Here is a 22,652-nt window from a genome sequence, read left to right as displayed (position 1 = left end):
TTACGCCCGCGTCTCGCCGGATGAATCGGACAGCATTTTGGTCAAGCTTGCACAAGCGAAAGGGCGCGCAAAGAGAACGAAACTGTAAACGCCGGAATGAGGGGAAAGCCCGAAATGGCACAAGCTCTTGAAAAGACTTGGAGGCGGGTACCGGAATCGAACCGGTCTTCACGGATTTGCAATCCGCTGCGTAACCTCTCCGCCAACCCGCCGGAGCCTCGGGTTTGCTAGGGTTTTCGGGGCGCGCGGTCAAGGGGGTTATCACTCCGGTTATCACTTTCATGTTCTGGTCCTGTTCCGTTCTCGGGTCAGGATCGCTTGGCACGGGCTTGCTTTGCCCGCATGATCTGCCGGGCCTCACCGGCATATTTCCGCACCATGGCTTTGGTGCTGTGGCCGCTGTAGGACATGATCTCGTCGTCGTCGCAGCCGGCCCAGGCTAGCTCCATCACCCCGCGATAGCGAAGAGCATGCAGGTCATAGGCCTCCAGCCCGAGGCGCCGCCGCTCGGCCAGCATCACCTCGGCCATGCGCCGGTAATCCATCCGGCTGCCGTCCTGCTTGGTGATGATGTGTCGGGACGGCAGGGGCGCGAAGGGCAGAGCTGCCTTCGCGGCGTCCAGCGCTGCTTTCAGGGTTTCGGTGCAGGGCAGGATCAGGGGCTTGCCTCCCTTGCTTTGGCGAAGGCTCAGCGTGCCGTCGCCGGCCGGGTCATAGGCGCCCCAGGTGAAGCCCACCCAGTCGCCGGGGCGCTGGACGCTGCCCACGCCGATCTCGAATATCAGACGTTCCATAGGCCCGGCCTCGGCCCGCCATTTCTTTACGGCCGCATCGGGCCAGGGCAGATGCGGTTGCTGCCGATCCTTCGGGACAGCGAGCCGCTCGATACCCTTGGCCGGGTTATCCGCCAGCCAGCGCCGTCGGATAACCTCTTTGGCGATCATGCTGATCGCGACAGGAATGTAGTTGGCGAACCGGACCCGATGCTTATTCTTGTCCATCGCCTCGTAAATGTCGGCTTGCGTCAGCCTGGACACCTCCCGCTTGCCGATCTTTTCGGCCAGATAGGCAAGCACTGGCTCAAGGTCCTGGCGATAGCGGACCGACTTCGCGGCCCACCGATCCGATTCGCGAAGGATCTGGATAGCCGCCGACCAGGACCGTTTTGCTTCCATGGTTCTGCCGTTCATGACCTCCCAATACTGGCGGTCGAACTCGGCCGTGCCCTCGGGCGCGGTGAAGCGGTGCAGGTATTTGCCGCCGCGGTAGAAATAGACGAACCCCGGCTTGACCTCTCGGACGTGAGGCTTGCGACCATGCTTCCTCACCAGTCGATCCCTCCGTCAACTGCGTCACCGCGGCCGAGCGTTCGCAGCTGTTCGGCATCCCAGCGAACCAAGCCAGGCGCGATTTCACGGCCCCTGGGAAGGTGGCCCGAGGCGACAAGGGCACGAAAATCAGCCGGCTTCATATCCAGCAACTCGGCTGCGGCTTTCTCGCTCGCCAAGATCGGGGTCAGCTTACCCATGGTCATGCCCTTTCGGAAAGGGCCGCCCAGCCCTCGCCGCGCGCCTGGGCGGCCGTGGGGGCGGCAAAGTCGGACAGATCGCCCCAGAGGCCCGCCCAGTCGAGATGCGGGGCCAGCAGGGCGCCCAGCGCCGCGGCGCCGAAGGCAAGGATCAGGGTGAGGCAAGCGGTGAAGACCACCGCCCGGCGCCAGAGCGGCGGGGCAGGATGGGCAAGCCGGATCATGGTTCACCCCCGATCAGCCGGCGAAGGATAAGCACCTCCGCCAGCGGCGCGGCAAGATCGCGCAGGCCGGGGTCGGAATGCCCGCGCAGCCATTCGACCACGCGGCGCTGTTGAGGGGCCGGCATCGCATAGACGCGGCGCAGGATGTCGTCGGCGATGATGACGGCTTCGGTCTGGTCGTTCGCGGGGAGTGGCAGGTCGGCCGGATGGGTCATGGCTGGTTTCCTTCGATCAGCGCGCCAACGAAATCTTCGATATCCGCTCTGCGCCATACGGTGATGCCGTCCCATTTGATCGGCGCGGGGAATTTGCCCTCTCTCACCCGGTTCCAGATCGTGTTGCGATGGACGCCCAGCGCCTGGGCAATCTGCACATCGCGCAGCAGCATGGGTTGGAGAGAGGCCGGGCCATGCTGTCGGTGGCTTTCGGCGCTTGCGTCATGTTGACCGCGAAGAACGCCACGGGCGGCCTCGCGGCACCGCCCAGCCGCTTCCCTTGCGTCCTCTTGCGCGCGCATGACCAGTCGCGAAACCTCGCGCTGCAGAACGGTTTCGATCTGGTTGCGCGCCGCGGCCATGATGGTGTCGATCTGCTGGCGCGCGGCTGCGGACAGCGCCGTGCCGGCGGCGGTGGGACGGCGGCTCATTGCGCACCCCCGATCATGCTGCGCGCCTGGTCGACCAAGGCGCGGCCCAGATCGCTGGCGTTCTGGATGGCACCGCCGTCATCGGCGCTCAACACCTTGATCGCCCAAGCCTCGGGCGAGCAGGCCGGCGCCGCGGCGATCCGGTACTGAAGATGGATGAGCTGCGCCATGCCGGCATCCCAGGCGACCGGATCCTCGGCGCGCTCGGTCGCCTCGAGGCGGTCGTTCAGCGCCTTCGCGTGCTGCCACAGCGCCAGCAAGGAAGCCGGAGCGGCGGCAGCGCCCAGCGCCTGCGCAGGTGCCAACGCGACGACGGCCGGCAGGGCGATCAGATCGCGGCGGTTCATTGCGCACCCCCGATCTGGCATAGCTCGGCCAGCGCGACCTCGAGACCGAGGACGGGCAGCGTGATGCGCTGGGCGGTCAGCAGTGCGATATGGTCCTGGATCAGGCTGGCAGCGCGGCTGACGCGCTTTTCGGTGGCTTTGCGCTTGGGCTGGCCGGGCCGGCGCCGGGGCGCTGGCGAAACCGGCAGGTTGCCTTTGCAGGGATTTTCGGGGATATTCATGGGGAAATGTCCTTTCTCGGGGACATCAAGGCCGGTGTCAGCGGTGCAACGCTGCCCGGCCGCTTTCATTTCAGGATTGCGGGCGCTGGGCATCGGCGGGGATCGCCTCTTTCAGCAGCATGACGACATGCGTGTTGAACGACCGACCAGCCTTGATGGCTTGGATTTTCATTTCATCGTGAAGCTCGCGCGACATCCGCAGGGTGGTTCCGACAGTCTTGCCGCCTGCACGGGATTGAATGGTGTTCATCGTTAGGTCATGTTGACAAATGGCGGAGCCAGAGGCGGATCGACGTGATATCGATGAAGCCAAGGAAGCTTTCGGCGGTCTTGTCGTAGCGGGTGGCGACACGGCGAGCGTTCTTGAGCTTGTTGAAGCACCGCTCGACAAGGTTCCGCAGCCGGTAGAGCCTGCGATCGACAGCGACACGGAGCCTGCGAGACTTGCGCATCGGGACCACCGGCAGGATGCTACGCGCCTCCATGGTTTTGCGAACCTTGTCGGAGTCATAGCCGCGATCGGCCAGCAGGATGCAAGGCTCCGGCAGGTTGTCGTCCATGACCAGATCAAAGCCCAGGTAGTCCGATGTCTGGCCCGGCGTGATGTCCGACCTCATTGGCAGCCCGGCAGCATTGACGCGCAGGTGGACCTTGGTCGTGAAACCACCTCTTGAACGGCCAAAACCCTGTCTTGGAGTCCCCCTTTTGCGCCCGCTGCCTGATGATGGGCGCGGATCACGGTGCTGTCGATCATCTGGAGCGCATCCGGCACGATCCGACTTTCGTTCAGCGCTTCGAGGATCTGCTCCCACAACCCCGCCAGGGTCCAGCGCCGGAACTGGCGGTAGACACTGGACCACTTCCCGAACTCTTCTGGGAGGTCGCGCCAAGGAGAGCCGGTCCGCGCGATCCAGAAAATCCCATCAAGAACAAGGCGGTGATTTGCGGGCTTGCGCCCGTTCGGGGCGCGCACGGCCAGAATGAAGCGCTCATGAAACGCCCATTCCTCGTCCGACATCAGGTCTCGTGCCAAGCTGGTCTCCATTGCAGGTACCAGCTTGAATCACGATCAGGCCACCCTGTGAATCCCTTTTGTCAACACCACCTAGTCCTTATGAAACTACTATAGTGTCTGACACTACCGAGACTGCATTGACAGTCAAGGCCTGTTTTCACAGTAGTTGCAAAAGGGGTTTGTTATGGTCCAACCGAGAATAGGCGACGGCGAAACTGTCGGCATGATGGTAAGGATGTCCGCTGCGCTACGTGACAGGATCAAAGCTGCCGCAGAGAAGAGCGGCCGAAGCCAGAACAGCGAAATTCTGAACGCCTTGGAAAAGGCATTTCCGGCTCCCGAACCTGGTAGAAATCTTCTTGCAGCGGCAATCGATCTGGCGTTGCCTGGTGTTCGCGCGGCCACGTCAGACGAAGAGGCGCTGATGGCCATTCAGGCTGGAAATGAGGTTCTTGCCAAAACAAACCTTCAATGGCGCTTGATCCTTACCCAAGCAGGAGACAAAAGAGCGATTGGCTTCGTCGAAGCATGACGGCACCTCGCCGCGCCTCTCTGGCAAAGCCGTGGTGCTGCGCCTCAAGCCCTGACTACCGCTTTCCGTTACTACAGATATTGACGCCCGTGCCCCTCATAATTATTGTTACTACATGAAATGCACCAGCGACCCGGCGAAGCGCGCCAAGACCCTTGCCGAGCGGGGGATCGATCTTGAAGCGGACGGCGCCGAGGTTCTGGCTGGCGCGACCCTGACGTTCGAGGATGATCGCTTCGACTATGGCGAAACCCGCCTCATCAGCATCGGCTTCCTGCGCGGCCGCATGGTGGTGATGGTCTGGACGCCGCGCGGCGAAACCGCCCACGTCATCAGCATGAGGAAGGCCAATGACCGCGAACAGAAAGCCTATGCCCCCCGATTTTGACGACGACGCGCCCGACCTGGCGACGCCCTATTGGGAAAGGCGCGCCGCCAAGGCCACGGTCCAGCGCGGCCGGCCGAAGCTGGAAAACCCCAAGGTCAGCACCACCATCCGGCTTAGCCCCGAGGTGATCGCCTATTTCAAGGCCGGCGGCCCGGGCTGGCAAAGCCGCATAGACGAGGCGCTGCGCAAGCTGGCCGGGGTCTGATCCATCCTCAGCCTGAGGACTTCCGCCGTTGGCGGAAGTGATCCGCGCTCTACGACAACCCCCAATGGGGGATGTGGTAAGGCTGCAACAACCACCGTTGGTGGATGTGGGTGCAACGGTCCAACCGCCAGCGGCATCCGTTCTCAAATTGAGGGCATCGTGGCCTGCCCGTGCTGTCGGTGCCGGGGCTCGCCCTGCATTGCAGGTTGAACAATCCCGCCCAGCGCCGCGCTAGGTAATGCCCAAGCTGTCGAGGTATTCCCCCATTGGGGGAAAGCCCAGCGCCGCGCGTGAGGCAAGGCATCCAACCGCCAGCGGTGGATGAACCGGACCCAGCCGCGCGGCACAAGAAAGCCCCGGCCAGCATGTGCTGCACCGGGGCTGTGGCGCCGCGCCGACAAGGCCACGGCCGCGCCATGTCGGGGTTATGGGGCACTCGCCGACTTGCCCGGATGCTTCGGCTGATGAAGAGAGGCCAGGCGCATCCCGCCCGTCCGCCCGTCCCGCCCCATGAGCGACGCGCCGGGTATCCTGATGCTATTCCCCGGCTGAAGGCTTGTTCCGCTGGCGGGCACGCCACTTCAGATCATGCAGGAAGTTCCGGATGGATATTTCCGTCGCCTTCGGGAAGATTTCATCCTCGATGATCGGGTCCACCATATCCTTGATCTCGACGTTCTGACCGACAATCGGCAAACGCGCACGACCCTTGCGGCGGAACATTCCGGCATGCGTCTTTCCTGGCATGGTTGCCAGGAATCGGCCCTCATATTCTCTGCCTCGAAAGCTCACGCCTTTGCCGGTCTGTACGGGCCGGCCCTTGAAGGCCGAGACCGGCATCCTGGACAGCCCGAACCACAAGCCGATCACCTGTTCGGCGTCCTTGCCCTTGGCCCGTACCTTCATGGTTTTCAGCCGTTTGCGCAGGTCCATAGCGCGGCGCAGCTGAAGTTCGGGAATCAGGCGCTTGGACGACATGACGCGCAAGGCGCTGGCGGTACGGCGCAGCGCTTTGGATAGGGAAGCGCCGACCTCCTCCTTGGTACTTTTCAGCTCATCAATCACCATCTTGACCTGGTGAAGATCAACCTCGATGGAAACTTGCGGGCTGGGGATGCGGCGGCTCCATCGGCTCATTGGCGCCGCTCCGGGTCCACCAGCGGTATCACCACGCCCGGCGCGGGCTTGGCGCGGCCGTTGGCGATCAGGTGCAGCGCAGTCGCCCAGTCCACGCTGATGCACTCGCCGGCAAAGCGGGCCTGACCATGCAGGATGATCCCTGCCCGCGGTGCGGAGCGCAGGGGCGAGGCTGGCCGGGTCTGGCCGATGATCTCGATCTCGAACATCATCACCCACCGCCGCCTCGATCAGCTGGGCCGCGCGGAAGCACTGGGCGGGCGTCAGCTCGGGTCAGGCATCCGAAATGCGGTCGGCAGCCTTGTCCAGATCGACCCAGCGGAACCGGCCCAGCGCCGGCGCCGTCACATGGATGATCGGGCTGCCCTCGGCATCCGGGCGGTTGGCGTTGCGGATGCTTGCCGCCCGCACCACCGCCACGACCTCGGCCGGCAGCATGTTCCCCGGCGCCGCAGGTGCGGGCCGATGCGCGCTGCGGGGGCTGAACCAGTCCCGCAGGCCCATCACGGCATCACCGGGGTAAAGCGCCAGGCAAAGCCCGGGTCGGGCAGGACGGCCTTCATCGCGCACCAGCAGGTGGCGGTCAGACTGCCATCGCCGGCGGTGCGGTCGATCAACAGCCGGAGCTCGCCGCCGATGGCCAGACCGAAGCGGTCGAAAGCGCCGATCACCGTCCGGTCGGCGGCGGCGCACAGCTCGGCCGGGATCGAATGGACGAACAACCGGCCGGCCTGGTCGCCATAGCCCGGGCCGAAATCCGAACCGTTCAGCGCCTCATCGGTACCGACGATAGCGCGCAGCTCGTGAAAGCGCACGCCCTTGGCCGCAGCGGCGCCCAGGCTGAACACCCCCGGATCAGCCGCCAGGATCGCGCCCAGAAGCTCGGCATCGGCCGCCTGCGCCAGACCCAGCGTGATGGCGTGCAGCAGAGCGGCCAGCAGCTCGCCGTCGCGACGGTCCTTCTGTTCACGGCGGGTCAGCGAGACGCGGAACACGTAGTTTTTCAGATCGTCCGGCCGGTCGATACGATCACCGACCAAGACAGAGGCAAGCGGCGTCAGCGCGGCCGTGCCCGGGTTCTCGGGGTCCAGATCGCCATCCGGGTCCGTCACCACCGCGAAGGGCGCGGCCCGCACCACCTCGAGGCCCATGGGCACCACCTGAAGCGCGGGCACGCCGGTGCCGGTCTCGATGACGCGGCCCTTGGGCTCGATCAGCAGATGCGCCCCGGCTTGCAACGTGCGGGCATGGGTCAGCAGGCTTTCGGCCAGGGTCATGGCTTCGCTGGGCTGGTTGCCTGACGGCGCATCGAAGACGGGCAGATGATCGGCGCCGATGTCGAGCGTGACCATGCGCGCCGCCGGCATCGGAATGCGTAGGGTGCGGTCCAGGTCACGACCCGGCGCGTGTTCGACAAAAGGCAGCGCGCGGCGCGCATGCGCGACGGCATCGGTGAGCCGCTCCATGACGGGGCGTCTCCGCAGGCTCGACGGGAGTGGAACGCTGGTCTGGAGCTGGCGGCAGAAGGCGGCTGGCTTCCTCATGCGCCAGCCGCAGCAGGTGCATGGCCGCGCTTTCGGCGGGCTGGGGCGCCCCGGTGCTGCGGGTCAGATACTGGCCGACAGCGCGATTGCGGCCCTGGCTGCGGTCGAAGGGGGCGTTGTTCGGTTTGACCGGCATGGCGGCTCCTGGGTGAAGGTCAGTGGGCAGAGGTTGCAAACGGGGGGCAATGCTCGCCGCGCATGGCGGCGGCGCGGGCAATCAGCGCCGAGGCGTCATGTTCGGACAGGCCCCAGCGCGCGCAGAGACCGCGCCAGACCGCGAGCTCTTCGGCGGTGACGGGTGCAGGTTTCCGGCCCCAGAAATGGCCGAGCCAGCCCACAGCGGCCAGCGTGTCGCCGTCGATGCCGCGCGCCCGATCCTGCCCCAGAAAGCTCGCGCCGAACTTCACCAGCTCGCCATGGGTCCAGTCGAACAAGCCCCGGCCGGAGCGGCGCAGGCGGCCTTCCTCGGCCATTTGTCGGACGCGGCGGATGGTGACGCCCCATTCCTCGGCGAGGAATCTGGCCTCGCGCGCCCAGACCGGCCGGGTTTCGGCGGGAATATCCGCGGAACGCTCAGCCATGGTCGCGCGCCTCGGCAGGTTGCAGGGCGCGGCGCAGAACCGCGTTGATGCAGGCCGCCACCGAGACGTTCCGAAGCCCGGCCTGATCGGCCAGACGGCGGCGCTCGGCCGCCAGGAGCGTGGCCACGTCGGGATCGACCACGATGCTGGTTTTCATGGTTTTGGCCATTTTTTCAAAGCCCTGTGTTTCGGTTAGCTGCATCCTGCGGGATTTCGCCTTTCCATTCCTCTGGCGCGATTTCATGCCGGGGTCGGGAGGCGCCGGGCGGCGGGAAGGAAGAAACGGAAACCGCTTTTCGAGACCCACGCACATGCGAGTTTTCGCGGGGTTTTGCGACCCGCATGGCGTGGGGGCCTCGAAAGGACCCGCAACAGGGGGGGTGCCCCGGGGCGGCCCGACCGACCGGGCATGCGGTTGACGAACCGCCCCTGGCCGTTCTGGGGGTTCGTCCAACTTTGGACATACCCCTGATCGTTCTGTCCCAACTGATCGAGCATCGCTTTGATGTCGCGACGGTCATGCCGTCACCCCGGCGCGCCGCAGATCGCCTGCGGTCACCAGCCCCTTGTCGAGCATGTGCCGCGCCAACCGCGGGCTGATGGCCGAGGGCGGGACCGGCCTGCCCTCGGTCAGCGCCGGCACCCACAGGCCTGCCAGCGCGTCCAGGTCGACCTTGCCCGAACTCGCGGCCATCGGAACCGCCTCGCCTCCGCTGGGACGCCTCCGCGGTGCCGGCGCGAGCGGGGCCTTCCTGGCCTCCAGGGCCGCGCTCGCGCGCTGCATCTCGGGGGTGAAATAGGCCAGGCTGTGAGGCGGCCCGTCGCCCTTCCGGGCCATGACAGCCCGGATCTGCTCGCAAACCAGCTCTTCGGTGAGATGCGGCAGCTCAAGCCAGCGGCGCGCTTCGGCCATGTCGGCAGGATTGCCAAGGGCCGTTCGCGCTTCCGGGGCCAGCCCCATCGCCTCGAGGATCTTTCCCCGAAAGTGGTCTGGTTCGCGCACGCTATCATCATCATCTTGGTTCAAGGACGGTTCAAGGACGGTTTGGGTCCCGCTCTGGGACCCCATGAGGTCCCGTTCTGGGACGGGTTGGGTCCCGCTACGGGACGGGTCCCGATCTGAACTAGTCCCGCTCTGGGACGGGTTGGGTGAAGCATTGATGCTGGGGAGGTTGCGGATGGCGTCGAGGTTCATATCATAGTTGACCGTCGCGCCGTTGCGGCAAGGGCGGTGGCCGGACATGATCAGTATGCCTTCTGCGACGAATTCGTTGACGACGCGGATGACGGTCGAACGACCAAGCTCGGTTTCATCGGCGATGGTCTTCTTCGACGCCCATATGCCACGGCCGTAGTCGTCGGCGCAGTCGGCGAAATAGGCCAAGACCGCCTTGCGGGCCGATGATCCGACCCGGCGCTCATAGACTAGAGTGGCAACCTTCCGGCTCATTCCGCACCCTCCCCGAGAATGCGGTCCCGCAGGTCGCGATAGTCGTTCGGCACCCATGTGCACAGCCCATCCGGCGACGGCCGAGGGGTGCCCAGCGCCGGAGAAGGCCGTTTATCAGATTCGGGGATTGTTCGCGCTTTGTCTGCGCAACTGGCCAAGGCTTCCGGGTTGTTCTCAAAGGAAAACCGCAGGGCTTTGCAATCCGCTGCGTAACCTCTCCGCCAACCCGCCGGAGCCTCGGGTTTGCTAGGGTTTTCGGGGCGCGCGGTCAAGGGGGTATCGCGCGCCCGCCGCGCTCTTCAGCCGTGCTCGCCCCAGGGGCCGTGATGCGCGTCGCGGCCGTCCAGCCGGTCGAAACCGTGCGCGCCGAAGAAATCGCGCTGCGCCTGGATCATGTTTGCCGTGCCCCGGCCGGTGCGCATCAGGTCGAACCAGCTCAAGCCCGACGTCAGCGCCGGCAGCGCGTGGCCCGACAGCACGCCCTGCGCCACCACCGCGCGCAGGCTGGGCATCGCCGCCGCGAGCTTTTCGGCAAAGAACGGCGCCAGGATCAGGTTGCGCGCGGGATCCTCGGCCAAGGCCGTCGCCATGTCGTTCAGCATGGCCGAGCGGATGATGCAGCCGGCGCGCCAGACCCGGGCGATGCCGGGCAGGTCCAGCTGCCAGCCGAAGGCGCGGCCGGCGGCCTCGATCATCGCGAAGCCCTGGGCATAGCACAGGATCTTGCCGGCGATCAGCGCCTGTTCCAGCTGGTCGATCTGCAGCGCCAAGGGCTGGGGCGCGGCGCCGAAGCGGGCCTCGCCGGCCTTGCGCTCGGAGAGGCGGGCCGAGACGTTGCGGGCCATCACCGCCGCCTCGATCACCGGGATCGGCGCAGCGAGGTGCTGGGCCTCGATCGCGGTCCAGCGGCCGGTGCCCTTCTGTCCGGCGGCGTCCAGGATCACGTCCAGCATCGGCTGGCCGGTCAGCGGGTCCACGGCCTCGGAAACGGCGGCCGAGATCTCGACCAGATAGGATTTCAGCACGCCCTGGTTCCAGCTAGCGAAGGTCCGGCCGATCTCGACGGCGGAGAGGCCGAGCCCGTCGCGCATGACGCCATAGACCTCGGCAATCATCTGCATGTCGGCATATTCGATGCCGTTGTGCACCGCCTTGACGAAATGGCCGGCGCCGGCCTCGCCCATCCAGGTAGCGCAGGGGGTGCCGTCCTCGGCCCGGGCGGCGATGGCCTGCATGATGGGGGCGACGCGGTCCCAGTCGGCGCGGTCGCCACCGCCCATGATGGCGGGGCCGTGGCGCGCGCCCTCTTCGCCGCCCGAGACGCCCATGCCCAGGAAGCGCATCGGCAGGCCGGCGCTCGCGCGGCGGTCGGTGTCGTGGAAATTGGCGTTGCCGGCGTCGATCACCAGATCCTCGGGGCCGAGCAGCGGCGCCAGCGCGGCGATCTGGTCATCCACCGCCGGGCCGGCCGGCACCATCAGGATGATGGCGCGGGGCGGCTGGATCGCCGCGACCAGCTCGGCCAGGCTTTCGGTCGGGATGATGCGGCCGGCCAGCGCGCCGGCCTCGGCGTGAAAGCGCCGGGTCACCGTGGGGGTGCGGTTCCAGACCGCGATGGGAAAGCCCTTCTCGGCGATGTTCAGCGCCAGCGCCGCCCCCATCGTGCCCAGCCCGATCAACCCGATGCTTGCCTGCGTCATGACCCGTCCTTTCCGTTCCAGCGTTTCCGGTGGACGTTACCGTTAACAGCCGGCGGCTACAATTCCGCCGCGCGATAGATGTGGTCGCGGCGGAAGGGATAGGCGGAATGCGCGCCGGGCATGTCGGCGCTCGACTGGTCGGGGTCGGGGCGGATCAGCAGGATCTGGTGCAGCGCCACCCAGGCACGCTCGAAGGCCAGCGCGCAGCCGGCCAGATACAGCCGATAGGCGCGCAGTACCTCGGCGGCGCGGGCGGGCGGCATGGCGCGGGCCAGCACGGCCTCGGCCTGCGGCAGCCGCGATTCCAGCGCGTCCGACCAGGCCCAGAGCGTGCGGGCGTAATGCGGGCGCAGGTTCTCGGTATCGACCATCTCCAGCCCGGCCTGCGACAGGGTGCGCAACGCCTGGCTGACGTGGATCAGCTCGCCGCCGGGAAAGATGTGCTCCTCGATGAAATCGCCCAGGCCGCCGCCGACCGTGGCATCGTCCAGCCCCGAGGCGGTGATGCCGTGGTTCAGCACCAGCCCGCCGGGCCGGACCAGCCGATAGAGCGTGTCGCAATAGGTCGCCATATTGGCGCGGCCGACATGCTCGAACATCCCGACCGAGGCCAGCTTGTCGAAGGGCCGTTCAGGGTGCAGGTCGCGGTAATCGCGGATCTCGATGCGGACGCGGTCCGACAGGCCTTCTTCGGCGATCAGGCGCGTCACGTGGGCGTGCTGGTTCTGCGACAGGGTGATGCCGGTGGCGTCGACGCCGTAATGCCGCGCGGCATGCAGCATCAGCCCGCCCCAGCCGGCGCCGATGTCCAGGAAACGCTCGCCCGGGCGCAGGTCCAGCTTGCGGCAGATCAGGTCCAGCTTCGCGACCTGCGCCGCCGCCAGGTCCATCCCCGGCGTGGCGAAATAGGCGCAGGAATAGACCCGCAGCGGGTCCAGCCAGAGCGCATAGAAATCATTCGAGACATCGTAATGCGCCCGGATCTGTTCGGCGTCGCGGGCGCGACTGTGGCGCAAGAGCGATTCGCCGCGATAGCGCAGCCTTTGCCACAACCCCGGCGCCAAGGCCTCGCCGCCGGCCGGCACCAGGGCCGCGACCACCCGCATCAGGTCGCGCAGGCTGCCCTCGACGGCGACGCGGCCGCGCACGATGTCGTCGCCCAGCCGGCCGAGCTGGCCTGCCGCCAGGTGGCGCAGCGCCGAGATCTGGCGGAAGGCCAGCGTGACCGGCGCCTCGGCCGGGCCCAGCCTTTGCCCCGAGGGCAGGCGCAGCGCCAGCACGCCCTCCAGGCCTTGCAGTTTGCTTTCGATGAGTGATTCCAGAGCCGGCATGAGCACCTCACGCTAGGGCTGACCGCGAATCGGTTCCGGTATGGTTGCGCGGCAGCTGGTTCCTGACGGATGTCCCGGGATGTGACAGACGGGGCAACAACCCTGCCATACTAGCGCCGATTCGCCCCGGAAGGCCAGAGGCCAGCCATCACCGGATGCCGAAAAGCCGAAAGCGGCCCGAAGGCCGCTTTTCGCTGTTCCCGAAGGAAGAATTCTGGAGCGGGCGATGAGATTCGAACTCACGACCCTAACCTTGGCAAGGTTATGCTCTACCCCTGAGCTACGCCCGCACTCCGTATCCCGATGGCGCGTCGCCTTCGGTGAGGCGTCATTTACGGAAGCGCGCCGGGGGGTGCAAGGGGGAAAATCGCGAGATTTCGAAAAATTCGCGCCGCCGCCATGGCGCCATGCGGGCTTGACCCGGGCGGCGTCCTGGCGATGCTTCCCAAGGCCAGGGGCAGGCCGGCGCGCCCCGCGAAGGAAGACCGATGAAACCCTCCGACCAGCTTTCCGAATTCGTGCGCGAGGCCCTGGCCCAGGGCGGAGAGCCCGCGCAGATCGCGCAGGCGCTGACCCATGCCGGCTGGTCGGCGCCCGAGATCGCCGAGGCGCTGCACGGCTGGGAAGTGTCGCCCGGCCTGCCGCCGGTGCCGCGCCCGCGCCCCTATGCCTCGGCGCAGGAGGCGCTGCTCTATGGGCTGTTGTTCCTGTCGCTCGGCATGGTGGCCTGGCATGTCTGCGACCTGGGCATGGGGCTGATCGACCGGCTGATCGCCGACCCGACCGAGGGCTGGACCTATGGCGGCAGCAGTTCGGCGCGCTGGTCCATCGCCTCGCTGATCGGATTCGCGCCGCTGTTCCTGTTTCTGAACCGCAAGGTGGCGCGGATGAGCATGGGCGACGCCGGGCGACGGCGGTCGCTGGTGCGCAAGTGGTTCGCCTCGATGACGCTGCTGGTCGCCTCGCTGGTGTTCCTGGGCGACGGGATCTATGCCGTCTATGCCTTCCTGAACGGCGAGCTGACGGCGCGCTTCGCCGCCAAGGCGGTGCTGGTCGCGGGCGTGGCGGCGCTGGTCTTTGCCTATTACCGGGACGAGCTGAATGACTAGCCGGGGCTGGCCCGCCATCCTGATCGCCGTGCTGGCCGCGCTGGCCATCGGCGCCGGGCTGGCTCTGACCGGCGGCCCCGGCCAGGCCCGGCAAGAGCGCCGCGACCAGAGCCGCGAAAGCGACCTGTCGCGCCTTGCCGTGCTGGTGCGCTGCCTGGCCGAAGCGGGCGGCCGGCGCCTGCCCGACCGGCTGGAGAGCACGCCCGATTGCAACTGGCAGGTCCAGCTCAACGATCGCTTTACCGGCAAGCCCTATCGCTACGAGGTGATCGGCCCGCGCCGCTATCGGCTTTGCGCCGATTTCGAACTGCCCGAGAACCGGCCGCCCGACCTGCGCGACCGCGACGACGCCGGCTGCGTCAGCCGCGACTATGTGCCCGGCCCGGCCGCGACGCCGGGCGGCGATGCGGGCATCCTCTATCGGCCCTGAGCCTGTCCCGGCAGGGACGAGAGCGGCTGTGACAGGCGCTCGGGTGCCAGCGCCTCGGCCAGGAAGCGCGGCAGGCCGGCTGCCAGACGGGCGAAATCTTCGGCGCCGGTCAGGGCGGGATCGGCCTCGATCAGCAGTTCCAGCCCCTGCGCCTCGCCATCGCCGCGGATGGTGATATTGAAGCCGTCGCCGGGGCCGTTCGACAGCACGTGCCGCTCGGCCGTGCAGCCGGCAAAGCGCGCCTCGTCAAAGGGCAGCACGTTGATCAGGGGCGAAAAGAAGAAGCGGCTGCGCGGCGCGATGCCCTGGTCGGCGGCGATCTGCTCGATGCGATAGCGACCGTGCCGGCGCAGCTTGCGCAGCCGTGCGCCCAGCCGCGCCAGCGCCTCGCCCAGCGGCTCCGAGGGCGACAGCGCCACGTCCAAGGGCAGGATGTTCACCACCAGCGCCGGGACCGAGACCGCGACGCTGCCCATCCGGCTCATGTAAGGCAGCCAGACCGGCATGGCGATCTGCCCGCCGCTTTCGTGCCGCGCGGCCGAGCCGTCGCGCAGATTCAGGGCCGCCCAGATCGCGCAGAGCACGGTCAGGAGATCGGGCCAGCCCATGCCCGCCGCCTGCGCCTGCCGCATCAGCGCCGGGCGCAGGGCCGCCAGGTCATGCGCCGCCTCCAGTGCCGCCTGGGCATAGTTCTCGCAGCCCTTGCCCAGCACCGGCGCGCGCGGCTCGGCCGACAGCACCTCGGCCCAGTGCCGGCCGTCGGCGGCATGGCGGGCGCTGGCGCGATAGTCGGTCTCTTCCGCCAGATAGGCGGCCAGCGGGCGCAGGCCGGGGCCGGGCTCGCTGCCCTCGACCGCGGCGCCGTAAAGCCGGGCGCAACGCTGCTCGATCAGGCCCATGGCATAGCCGTCCAGCGCGATGTGATGGCCGCGGTTGAACCAGAGGCAATGCCCCTCGGCCAGCCGCACCAGCCATTGCGCCGAAAGCGGCTGCGACAGCAGGTCCAGGGGGGCATCGACATCGGCCTGCATCATCGCGAAGGCCCGGGCCCGGCCGTCGGGGTCGCCCGACAGGTCGATCTGGCGCAGCACCGGCTGCCGGCCGGGCTCGACCCGCTGCACCGGCTGGCCGTCCGGGTCCAGCGCGAAGCGCAGCGCCATGATGTCGGTCTCGGCGATGGTGGCCTCGATGGCGCGGGTCAGCGCCGCCATGTCGGTCACGCCGCGCAATTCAAGAGCATGGGCGACGGTGGAAACCGATTCTCCGGGGTGAAAGCGGAACTCTTCCCAGAAATCCAGCTGTGCCAGGGTCAGGGGCATCCACAGCCCTTGCGCATCGTGATTCGTCATGAAAATCCTGTGCTTAGGCCAGGTGGCAGTCTTTCCGAACGAGAGAGGGCTGGCTGTGAATGCTCAGGGCACGCGGCTGGCTTGCTTCAAGAGAGAAAGCGGAATAAAAATACTCAACTATTCAGATCCGCGCAAGGTGCCATGGCGTCGCCTGCGCGGGATATTGCCGTCTCGAATCGCAGGATGTCACAGATGATCGAATTCAGTCCCTGGCCGCCAGAGCTCGCAGAGCGCTATCGTCAGGCCGGCTACTGGATCGACCAGCCGCTGACCCATATCCTGGATGCGCAGATGGCCGCGGCGCCCGAGGCCGAGGCGCTGGTCTGCGGCGCGCGCCGCTTCAGCTATGCCGACCTGGACCGCATGTCGCGCAACCTGGCGGCGCATCTGGCCGGACAGGGGCTGGGGCATGGCGATACTGCGCTGGTGCAGCTGCCGAACGTGGCCGAATTCTATGTCGTGTTCTTTGCGCTGCTGCGTATCGGCGTGGTGCCGGTGAACGCGCTCTTCAGCCACCGCCGGCTGGAGCTGGCCGCCTATGCGCAGCAGATCGCGCCGCGCGTGGTGATCGCCTCGCGCCGGCACGAGCTGTTCCGCGACGACGCCTTCGTCGACGAGCTGCGGGCCGGCGGCGCGCAGCATGTGCTGCTGCTGGATGAGGATGCGCCGGCGCTGAGCCTGGCGCAGCGCCTGGCGCGGCCGGGCGCGCTGCCGCCCGGGGCCGGCCCGACGCCGGCCGATCAGGTCGCCTTCTTCCAGCTGTCCGGCGGCTCGACCGGCACGCCGAAGCTGATCCCGCGCACCCATAACGACTATGACTACAGCATCCGCGCCAGCGTCGAGATCAGCGGCGTCACCGCCGCCACGCGCTTCCTGTGCGCATTGCCGGCGGCGCATAACTTCACCATGAGCTCGCCGGGCACGCTGGGCGTGTTCCATGCCGGCGGCACCGTGGTCATGGCGCCCTCGCCCGAGCCGCTGGCCTGTTTCCAGCTGATCGCGGATCAGCGCGTGACCATGGCGGCGCTGGTGCCGCCCGCCGTCGCTCTGTGGCTGCGCGCGGTCGAGGAAGACCCCGCGCGCCGCGCCATGCTGGACAGCCTGGACCTGATGCTGGTCGGCGGCGCCAGCTTCGCCGAGGCGACCGCCCGGCAGGTGCCCGAGCGGCTGGGCTGCCGCTTGCAGCAGGTCTTCGGCATGGCCGAGGGGCTGGTGAACTATACCCGCCTGACCGACCCGGCCGAGGTGATCTTCACCACCCAGGGCCGCCCGATCAGCCCCGACGACGAGCTGCGTATCCTGGACGAGGACGGCAACCCGGTGCCGGACGGCACCCCCGGCGCGCTGGCCACCCGCGGCCCCTATACCTTCCGCGGCTATTACCGCAGCCCGGAGCACAATGCGAAGGCCTTCGATGCCGAAGGCTTCTATCACTCGGGCGACGTGGTGGTGCGCCAGGGCGGCAACCTGCGCGTGGTCGGCCGGATCAAGGACCAGATCAACCGGGGCGGCGAAAAGATCGCCGCCGAGGAAATCGAGAACCTGCTTCTGCGCCATCCCGACATCACCCATGCCGCGCTGGTCGGGGTCGAAGACAGCCATCTGGGCGAGAAAAGCTGCGCTTTCCTGGTCTTGCGCGACGGCGCCGCGAAACTGTCGCCGCCGGCGCTGCGCCGGCATCTGCTGGATCTGGGCATCGCGGAATACAAGCTGCCCGACCGTTTCCGCCAACTGCCCGAACTGCCGCTGACGGCGGTGGGCAAGATCGACAAGCGCCGGTTGCGCGACAGCCTCGCCGCCGCAGCCGTCACCGCCTGAAAGGACCGACATGCTCGACAAGACCCAACTCAGCCCGGAATGGCTGGCCGCCCGCGTCGCCGCGATGATCGAGGACGATTGCGAGATCGAGCCCGCCGAGAACCTGGTCCTCTATGGGCTCGATTCCATCGCGGTGATGACCTTTTCCAGCGAATTGAAGCAGATCGGCGTCGAGGCCAGCTTCGAGGAGCTGGCCCGCGAGCCGACGCTGCAGAATTGGTGGGCGCTGATCGCGGCTAGGCTTTAGGCCCGCAGCGTTGCGCCGCCATCGACGTAAAGGTCGGCCATGGTGACATGGCCGGCCTGCTCCGACAGCAGATACATCACCGCGCCGGCGATATCCTCGGGCGTCGCCAGTTTCTTCAGCGGAATGCCGGTGCGATAGGCCTCCAGGCTGCCCTCGATCACCGCGCGCTCGCCCGCGCCGCCGTCCTCGGTCCACATGCCGGTCTGCATCGGCGTCAGGGTCGAGCCCGGCGCGACGATATTGCAGCGCACGCCCTGGCCGGCCAGTTCCAGCCCCAGGCAGCGGATCAGCATGGTCGCCGCCGCCTTGGACGCCGCATAGGCGCCCATGTTGGCGCGCGGAATCCCCGCCGCGTTCGAGCTGACCGCGACGATGGCGCCCCGGCCCTGCCGCGCCATGGCCCGGCCAAAGGCGCGGGTCACGTTGAAGCTGCCGGTGGCATTGACGCCGATCACCCGGTCCCATTCCGCCGCCGGCAGATCCAGCAGCGGCGCGATGGCCAGCACGCCCGCCGCATGGACGCCCAGTGCCAGCGGGCCGTCCCGAGCCTCGACCTCGGCCACCAGCGCCTCGGCCGCCGGGCCATCGCGCACGTCCAGCACGCGGTTCGTCGCGTCCGGCACCGGCGTAGCCTCCAGCGCGGCCATGGTGTCGGTGGCGGTGACCTGGGCGCCGGCCTCGACCAGCGCCGCGACCACGGCGCGGCCGATGCCGCCGGCGGCGCCGGTCACGATGGCGGTCTTGCCCTGAAATCCGGTCAGCTGCATGTCATTCCCCCACCAGCGCGGCCAAGGCGCGATCCGTGGTCAGAGCCACGCCGCAGGTCGCCGCAATCCAGCCCATCGCCAGGTCATGCTTCTCGCGCGAGAAATCGGCCTGGGCGTCGGCGACGGCAAAGGCCTCGATCTCGCGCTGGAACGCCTCGGCGGCGGTGGCGAGGCAGCCGATATGGGCATAGATGCCACAGATCATCAGCTGGTCGCGGCCGCGCGCGCGCATCAGATGCTCCAGGTTGGAGCGCTGAAAGGCGCTGTAGCGGTGCTTGTGCAGCACGAAATCGCCGGCGGCGGGCGCGAGCTCGGGCAGGATCTCCTCATGCTCGGGGATGGCGCTCATCCCCGGCCCCCACAGATCGGCCTGCAAGCCGCGGTCGGGACGGAACTGGTCGCCCTTCTGCGCGGTATAGAACACCGGCACGCCCGCCGCCCGCGCCGCACCGATCAGCCGGGCGATATTGCCGACCACCGGCGCCAGCGGCGCACCTTGGGGATAGGGGCGGCAGAAATAGCGCTGCATGTCATGGACCAGCAGCGCCAGCCGGTCGCGGCGCGGCTGCCAGGGGCCGCGCGGCTGTGGCAGCTCGCCTTGGGTCGGCGGGTCATAGGGGGCGATGCCGGGCAGGGCCATCAGTCTTCTCCGTCCTTGCGCAGGCCCTCCAGCCCGGCATCGGCCGGCAGGCCCAGCGCGGCCAGGAAGGCACCGAATTTCGCGCCGGTCTCGGCAGCCTCGGCCATCGGGTCCGAGCCGGGGACGATCCCCGCGCCCGCGTAAAGCCGCGCTTGCCGGCCGCTGATCTCGGCGCATCGGATGGCGACATACCAGGCGCCATCGCCCTTGCCGTCGCACCAGCCGACGGCGCCGGCATAGAAGTCCCGGGCGACGGGTTCAAGCTCGCGGATCAGCCCGGCGGCGCGCGGCGTCGGCACGCCGCAGACGGCGGGCGTCGGATGCAGCGCCGAGGCCAGCACGACCGAGGGCGTGTCCTCGTCGCGCAGCCGGCCCTCGATGCGGGTGCCCAGGTGCCACATGCTGCGGGTCGAGGTGACGCGCGTGCCCTCGGGGCAGCTCAGCTCGCGGCACCAGGGCGAGAGCGTGTCGAGGATGGCCTCGACCACCAGCGCATGCTCGCGGTGGTCCTTGGCCGAGCCGGCCAGCGCCTCGGCGCCCGCGCGGTCGGCGACCGGATCGGCCAGCCGCCGGGCCGAGCCCGCCAGCGGATGCGAGCTGACCAGACGGCCGGTCTTTTCGACCAGCAGCTCTGGCGTCGCGCCGCACAGCATCCGGCCCAGTGGATGCGCGAGCCCCGCGGGCAGGGCGACGCGAAAGGCGGTGACGGTGCGGTCGGCCTGCAGGCGCGACATCAGCGCCTCGACCGGGATCGGGGCCGCGGCCTCGACCAGCAGGGTGCGGGCCAGCACGATCTTCTCCAGCGCGTTCGCCCGGCCGGATTCCTCATACATGATCGCCAGTGCGCGGGCGACGGCGCGGGCATAGTCGGTGGCGGCGGGCTCGGCCGCCAGGCGCCAGCCGGCCAGCGGCAGCCCCTGCGGCGCCACGCCGCTGGGCTGCGGCGCCGGCGCGCGGCGGCAGTGCCACAGGCAGTCCTCGGCCTGGCGGTCGAAGGGCAGGGCGCCGCCGATCAGGTCGTCGGCGCCGGCCTTATCCAGCGCCGCCGCGACCCGCGCGCCCAGCGTCGCGGCATTGCCGGGGGCAAGCCGCCGGGCCGGGCCGCGCGCCAGGACATGACCCGAAGGGCCGTGAAAACCGAAAAGAACTGGATCAGGCACAGGCGACGCCGATGTCTTGGGCGCCTCGGACAGGCGGACATTCATGATGCATCTCGTTTCAAAGGATTTTCCTCCCCGATCAATCCCTTTTCCGACTTGCGCGGGCCGGGCGTGGCGGGGAAAAGGACGGGGCGGAGTTTCTCGCATTGGATCAGGTTGCGGCGGCATCGGGTGGCGACCCCGCAACCCGCGGGGAGAGGGCAAGGCATATGGCCCCACCCTTGGGCTTCCCGCGCGCAACCTGTCAAAGCGGCCGACAAAAGGCAAGTAAAAAGATCAGGATTTTCCCGCCGCGGCGGAATCCCGCAGGGCGGCGGCCGGAACCCGGAGACGCCGCCGCGTGTTGCAAGGCGTAATCAGGGCCAGGGGACAGGGCATGACGACACAGGGCGACGGCGCGGCGGATGAGGCGGAAGCGGGCGGCTTCGACCTGGGGCGGGCGCGGGTCTGCGTGATCGCCAACCGGGGATCGGGGCGCAAGCAGGGCGCCGACATCGCCGAAACCCTGCGCGAGGTGCTGCAGGGCCGCGTCGCCGAGCTCGAGATTCACGGCACCGACGAGGGCACGGCGCTGCCCGACATGGCGCGCGACGCCGTCCGGCGCGGCTTTGACCTGATCGTCGCGGCCGGCGGCGATGGCACCCAGGCGGCGGTCGCCAGCGCCGTTGCCGGAACCGAGACCGCCATGGCGGTGATCCCCGGCGGCACCTTCAACTATTTCGCCCGCGACATCGGCTCGGGCGAGACGGTCGAGGCGGCGCTGAAGATCTTCGACGCCCCGGCCCTGCGCCGCGTCGACGTGGGCGAGATGAACGGGATGATCTTTCTCAACAACGTCAGCTTCGGCGCCTATCCCGAGATCCTGCGCCGCCGCGAAAGCATCTACAAGCGCTGGGGCCGCTCGCGCGTCGCCGCCTATTGGTCGGCGGCGGTGGCGCTGTGGAACCTGCGCCACCCGCTCAGGCTGGTGGTGCGCAGCCATGGCGAGGAACGCCGCTTCACCACCGCGCTCGCCTTCGTGGCGAAAAGCGCCTATCAGCTGGACAGCTTCGGACTGGAAGGCGCGGATTGCGTGCGCAAGGGGCAGCTGGCGCTCTTGGTGGCGCGGGCGCGGCGGCCGGGGCCGCTGGTGCGCTCGGCCATGCGGCTGGCCATGGGCAAGAGCGCGCGCTATCAGGACTTCAACCTGGTCTGCGCCGAGGAGATCCGGCTGGAAACCGAGCCCGCCCATGAATACGTCGCCCATGACGGCGAAAAGACCTGGATGGATTCGCCCTTCCAGATCCGCGTGCGCAAGGGCGCGCTGAAGCTGCTGGTGCCGGCCGAAAGCGGCGGTCGTGACGCGGCATGACGCGGATCCTGCATCTCTCGGACCTGCATTTCGGCTATGAACGCGAGGGCCTGGTCGAGCCGCTGCTGGACCGGGTCAATGCCGCCCGCGCCGACCTGGTGGTGGTGACGGGCGATCTGACCCACCGCGGCCGCTCGGCGCAATTCGCCCAGGCGGCCGGCTTCCTGCGCCGGATCGAGGCGCCGCTGATCGCGGTGCCGGGCAATCACGACATCCCGCTCTACAAGCTCGCCGACCGGATGATCCGGCCCTACAGCCGCTGGCATCGCGCCATCGCCCGCAATCTGGAACCGGTGGGCCATGTCGGCGCGGTGCGGGTGCAGGGCGTGAACAGCGTCGATCCCATGGCCTGGCAGCGCGGCGTGATCACGCCCGAACAGGTCGGCCGGGTGCTGAAGGGCGTCGATCCCGATTGCGTCAACATCGCCGCGCTGCACCACCCGATGCAGCAACGCCCCGAGATCGACAAGGCGTTGATGAAGGGCGCGCCCGAGGCGCTGGCCCGGTTCGAGGATCATGGCGTGGCCCTGGTCCTGACCGGCCACCTGCATCTGTGGTCCATCGGCGCCTTCCAGGCCGAAGCCGGCCGGCCGGTCCTGCAGCTGCAGGCCGGAACCGCGCTCTGCGCCCGGCCGGACGACCGGCAGAATGAATTCGCCACGCTGGATTTCGACGGCCCCGACCTGCTGGTCGAACGCCATGTCGCGCCGATGGACGAACAGGGCTTCCGCCGGCCCGAACAAATCCGCTTCACCCGGCGCGGCGGGCTCTGGCGCCCGGCCTGATTTCTCTTTTGTGGAAAATATCCCGGGGGAACGCCTGGCCGGCCCCATCGAGGGGCCGACCAGGCGTGGGGGCAGAGCCCCCGCGCCTCCCGCGCCACCACCCGGCCGGCGCGAGACGAAGCACGGCGCCCGACGCTTCCCTTTCCC

30 protein-coding genes, 2 tRNA genes and 1 pseudogene are annotated in these 22,652 nt (G+C 68.2%); 9 read left to right on the top strand and 24 right to left on the bottom strand.

All coding sequences use genetic code 11. The annotated features are described in order from the left end of the window. Window positions 1-138: 138 nt before the first annotated feature. The 10 genes and pseudogenes from ASV56_RS07715 to ASV56_RS22640 form a co-directional block, all read right to left on the bottom strand. A tRNA-Cys gene (locus ASV56_RS07715) sits at window positions 139-212 on the bottom strand. Between the two features lie 96 nt (window positions 213-308). Then, window positions 309-1,328 carry a tyrosine-type recombinase/integrase gene (locus ASV56_RS07710; RefSeq protein WP_062561466.1) on the bottom strand — a complete coding sequence of 340 codons (1,020 nt, stop codon included), beginning with the start codon at window positions 1,326-1,328 and terminating at the stop codon, window positions 309-311. Next, complete coding sequence (locus tag ASV56_RS07705; RefSeq protein WP_062561465.1) at window positions 1,325-1,528, bottom strand: hypothetical protein; 204 nt, start codon at window positions 1,526-1,528, stop codon at window positions 1,325-1,327. The genes ASV56_RS07710 and ASV56_RS07705 overlap by 4 nt, the downstream gene beginning before the upstream one ends. A gap of 2 nt (window positions 1,529-1,530) precedes the next feature. Then, window positions 1,531-1,752, bottom strand: coding sequence for a hypothetical protein (locus ASV56_RS07700; protein ID WP_062561464.1), 222 nt, complete (start codon window positions 1,750-1,752; stop codon window positions 1,531-1,533). Then, on the bottom strand, window positions 1,749-1,967 hold the full coding sequence (locus ASV56_RS07695; protein WP_062561463.1) for a hypothetical protein: 219 nt from the start codon (window positions 1,965-1,967) through the stop codon (window positions 1,749-1,751). The genes ASV56_RS07700 and ASV56_RS07695 overlap by 4 nt, the downstream gene beginning before the upstream one ends. Next, the gene (locus ASV56_RS24125) at window positions 1,964-2,398 is read right to left on the bottom strand and encodes a helix-turn-helix transcriptional regulator (RefSeq protein ID WP_062561462.1); all 435 of its coding nucleotides are present in this window, start codon (window positions 2,396-2,398) and stop codon (window positions 1,964-1,966) included. Before ASV56_RS24125 ends, ASV56_RS07695 begins: the two co-directional genes overlap by 4 nt. Then, window positions 2,395-2,745, bottom strand: coding sequence for a hypothetical protein (locus ASV56_RS07685; protein ID WP_062561461.1), 351 nt, complete (start codon window positions 2,743-2,745; stop codon window positions 2,395-2,397). Before ASV56_RS07685 ends, ASV56_RS24125 begins: the two co-directional genes overlap by 4 nt. Then, window positions 2,742-3,059 (bottom strand): hypothetical protein, encoded by a 318-nt coding sequence (locus tag ASV56_RS07680; protein ID WP_156429103.1) that lies wholly within the window; start codon window positions 3,057-3,059, stop codon window positions 2,742-2,744. Before ASV56_RS07680 ends, ASV56_RS07685 begins: the two co-directional genes overlap by 4 nt. Beyond that, complete coding sequence (locus ASV56_RS23500) at window positions 3,037-3,216, bottom strand: toxin-antitoxin system HicB family antitoxin (RefSeq protein WP_156429102.1); 180 nt, start codon at window positions 3,214-3,216, stop codon at window positions 3,037-3,039. Before ASV56_RS23500 ends, ASV56_RS07680 begins: the two co-directional genes overlap by 23 nt. A gap of 7 nt (window positions 3,217-3,223) precedes the next feature. After that, window positions 3,224-3,984: pseudogene (locus ASV56_RS22640) on the bottom strand (IS5 family transposase). Window positions 3,985-4,165: 181 nt separating this feature from the next. Here ASV56_RS22640 and ASV56_RS22635 point away from each other — a divergent pair. The 3 genes from ASV56_RS22635 (at window position 4,166) to ASV56_RS07660 (ending at window position 5,106) form a co-directional block, all read left to right on the top strand. Beyond that, on the top strand, window positions 4,166-4,513 hold the full coding sequence (locus tag ASV56_RS22635; RefSeq protein ID WP_082724750.1) for an Arc family DNA-binding protein: 348 nt from the start codon (window positions 4,166-4,168) through the stop codon (window positions 4,511-4,513). A 115-nt stretch (window positions 4,514-4,628) separates the two neighbouring features. Then, window positions 4,629-4,901 (top strand): BrnT family toxin, encoded by a 273-nt coding sequence (locus ASV56_RS07665; RefSeq protein WP_062561459.1) that lies wholly within the window; start codon window positions 4,629-4,631, stop codon window positions 4,899-4,901. Continuing rightward, window positions 4,885-5,106 (top strand): BrnA antitoxin family protein, encoded by a 222-nt coding sequence (locus ASV56_RS07660; RefSeq protein ID WP_062561458.1) that lies wholly within the window; start codon window positions 4,885-4,887, stop codon window positions 5,104-5,106. Before ASV56_RS07665 ends, ASV56_RS07660 begins: the two co-directional genes overlap by 17 nt. 537 nt (window positions 5,107-5,643) lie before the next feature. Here ASV56_RS07660 and ASV56_RS07655 read toward each other — a convergent pair. The 10 genes from ASV56_RS07655 to ASV56_RS07615 all read right to left on the bottom strand — a co-directional run bounded on the left by ASV56_RS07655 (window position 5,644) and on the right by ASV56_RS07615 (window position 13,139). Continuing rightward, the gene (locus ASV56_RS07655) at window positions 5,644-6,243 is read right to left on the bottom strand and encodes a hypothetical protein (protein WP_062561457.1); all 600 of its coding nucleotides are present in this window, start codon (window positions 6,241-6,243) and stop codon (window positions 5,644-5,646) included. Further along, complete coding sequence (locus ASV56_RS07650) at window positions 6,240-6,452, bottom strand: hypothetical protein (protein ID WP_156429101.1); 213 nt, start codon at window positions 6,450-6,452, stop codon at window positions 6,240-6,242. The genes ASV56_RS07655 and ASV56_RS07650 overlap by 4 nt, the downstream gene beginning before the upstream one ends. A 64-nt stretch (window positions 6,453-6,516) precedes the next feature. After that, a complete protein-coding gene (locus tag ASV56_RS07645) occupies window positions 6,517-6,747 on the bottom strand; it encodes a hypothetical protein (RefSeq protein ID WP_062561455.1) in 231 nt (76 codons plus the stop codon). After that, window positions 6,747-7,709, bottom strand: a complete 963-nt coding sequence (locus tag ASV56_RS07640) for a hypothetical protein (protein ID WP_062561454.1) — start codon at window positions 7,707-7,709, stop codon at window positions 6,747-6,749. The genes ASV56_RS07645 and ASV56_RS07640 overlap by 1 nt, the downstream gene beginning before the upstream one ends. A gap of 233 nt (window positions 7,710-7,942) precedes the next feature. Beyond that, window positions 7,943-8,368, bottom strand: coding sequence for a hypothetical protein (locus ASV56_RS07635; RefSeq protein WP_062561453.1), 426 nt, complete (start codon window positions 8,366-8,368; stop codon window positions 7,943-7,945). Next, a complete protein-coding gene (locus ASV56_RS23495; RefSeq protein ID WP_156429100.1) occupies window positions 8,361-8,525 on the bottom strand; it encodes a hypothetical protein in 165 nt (54 codons plus the stop codon). The genes ASV56_RS07635 and ASV56_RS23495 overlap by 8 nt, the downstream gene beginning before the upstream one ends. A 360-nt stretch (window positions 8,526-8,885) precedes the next feature. Continuing rightward, window positions 8,886-9,818 (bottom strand): helix-turn-helix domain-containing protein, encoded by a 933-nt coding sequence (locus tag ASV56_RS07630; protein ID WP_062561452.1) that lies wholly within the window; start codon window positions 9,816-9,818, stop codon window positions 8,886-8,888. Between the two features lie 299 nt (window positions 9,819-10,117). Then, a complete protein-coding gene (gndA, locus tag ASV56_RS07625; RefSeq protein WP_062561451.1) occupies window positions 10,118-11,518 on the bottom strand; it encodes an NADP-dependent phosphogluconate dehydrogenase in 1,401 nt (466 codons plus the stop codon). A 56-nt stretch (window positions 11,519-11,574) separates the two neighbouring features. Beyond that, window positions 11,575-12,849: a class I SAM-dependent methyltransferase gene (locus ASV56_RS07620; RefSeq protein WP_062561450.1), complete on the bottom strand. Its 1,275-nt coding sequence runs from the start codon at window positions 12,847-12,849 to the stop codon at window positions 11,575-11,577. A gap of 215 nt (window positions 12,850-13,064) precedes the next feature. Next, window positions 13,065-13,139 (bottom strand) — tRNA-Gly (locus ASV56_RS07615). Between the two features lie 198 nt (window positions 13,140-13,337). Here ASV56_RS07615 and ASV56_RS07610 point away from each other — a divergent pair. Next, window positions 13,338-13,958, top strand: a complete 621-nt coding sequence (locus ASV56_RS07610; protein ID WP_062561449.1) for a DUF5671 domain-containing protein — start codon at window positions 13,338-13,340, stop codon at window positions 13,956-13,958. Next, window positions 13,951-14,388, top strand: a complete 438-nt coding sequence (locus tag ASV56_RS07605) for a hypothetical protein (RefSeq protein WP_062561448.1) — start codon at window positions 13,951-13,953, stop codon at window positions 14,386-14,388. Before ASV56_RS07610 ends, ASV56_RS07605 begins: the two co-directional genes overlap by 8 nt. Here ASV56_RS07605 and ASV56_RS07600 read toward each other — a convergent pair. After that, window positions 14,376-15,737 carry a condensation domain-containing protein gene (locus ASV56_RS07600; protein WP_062561447.1) on the bottom strand — a complete coding sequence of 454 codons (1,362 nt, stop codon included), beginning with the start codon at window positions 15,735-15,737 and terminating at the stop codon, window positions 14,376-14,378. The two genes, ASV56_RS07605 and ASV56_RS07600, sit on opposite strands and share 13 nt — an antisense overlap. 192 nt (window positions 15,738-15,929) lie before the next feature. On the opposite strand from ASV56_RS07600, the gene ASV56_RS07595 reads away from it, so the two are divergent. Both ASV56_RS07595 and ASV56_RS07590 read left to right on the top strand, forming a co-directional pair. Next, a complete protein-coding gene (locus tag ASV56_RS07595) occupies window positions 15,930-17,555 on the top strand; it encodes a (2,3-dihydroxybenzoyl)adenylate synthase (RefSeq protein WP_062561446.1) in 1,626 nt (541 codons plus the stop codon). A gap of 10 nt (window positions 17,556-17,565) precedes the next feature. Then, on the top strand, window positions 17,566-17,802 hold the full coding sequence (locus ASV56_RS07590; RefSeq protein ID WP_062561445.1) for a phosphopantetheine-binding protein: 237 nt from the start codon (window positions 17,566-17,568) through the stop codon (window positions 17,800-17,802). Here the strand turns inward: ASV56_RS07590 and ASV56_RS07585 are convergent. From ASV56_RS07585 to ASV56_RS07575, 3 genes are read right to left on the bottom strand one after another with little or no spacing between them, the layout of a single operon-like run. Further along, on the bottom strand, window positions 17,799-18,569 hold the full coding sequence (locus ASV56_RS07585; RefSeq protein WP_062561444.1) for an SDR family oxidoreductase: 771 nt from the start codon (window positions 18,567-18,569) through the stop codon (window positions 17,799-17,801). The two genes, ASV56_RS07590 and ASV56_RS07585, sit on opposite strands and share 4 nt — an antisense overlap. A 1-nt stretch (window position 18,570) precedes the next feature. After that, window positions 18,571-19,209 carry an isochorismatase family protein gene (locus tag ASV56_RS07580; protein ID WP_062561443.1) on the bottom strand — a complete coding sequence of 213 codons (639 nt, stop codon included), beginning with the start codon at window positions 19,207-19,209 and terminating at the stop codon, window positions 18,571-18,573. Then, window positions 19,209-20,414 carry an isochorismate synthase gene (locus ASV56_RS07575; RefSeq protein WP_062561442.1) on the bottom strand — a complete coding sequence of 402 codons (1,206 nt, stop codon included), beginning with the start codon at window positions 20,412-20,414 and terminating at the stop codon, window positions 19,209-19,211. The genes ASV56_RS07580 and ASV56_RS07575 overlap by 1 nt, the downstream gene beginning before the upstream one ends. 331 nt (window positions 20,415-20,745) lie before the next feature. On the opposite strand from ASV56_RS07575, the gene ASV56_RS07570 reads away from it, so the two are divergent. Beyond that, entirely contained in the window at window positions 20,746-21,720 is a 975-nt protein-coding gene (locus ASV56_RS07570; protein ID WP_062561441.1) for a diacylglycerol/lipid kinase family protein, read from the top strand. Further along, complete coding sequence (locus ASV56_RS07565) at window positions 21,717-22,505, top strand: metallophosphoesterase family protein (protein WP_062561440.1); 789 nt, start codon at window positions 21,717-21,719, stop codon at window positions 22,503-22,505. The genes ASV56_RS07570 and ASV56_RS07565 overlap by 4 nt, the downstream gene beginning before the upstream one ends. Window positions 22,506-22,652 lie beyond the last annotated feature (147 nt).

Source organism: Paracoccus aminovorans (assembly GCF_001546115.1).
In the GTDB taxonomy this organism is placed as follows: Bacteria; Pseudomonadota; Alphaproteobacteria; order Rhodobacterales; family Rhodobacteraceae; genus Paracoccus; species Paracoccus aminovorans_B.
This window is presented reverse-complemented; position numbering and strand designations above follow the sequence as displayed.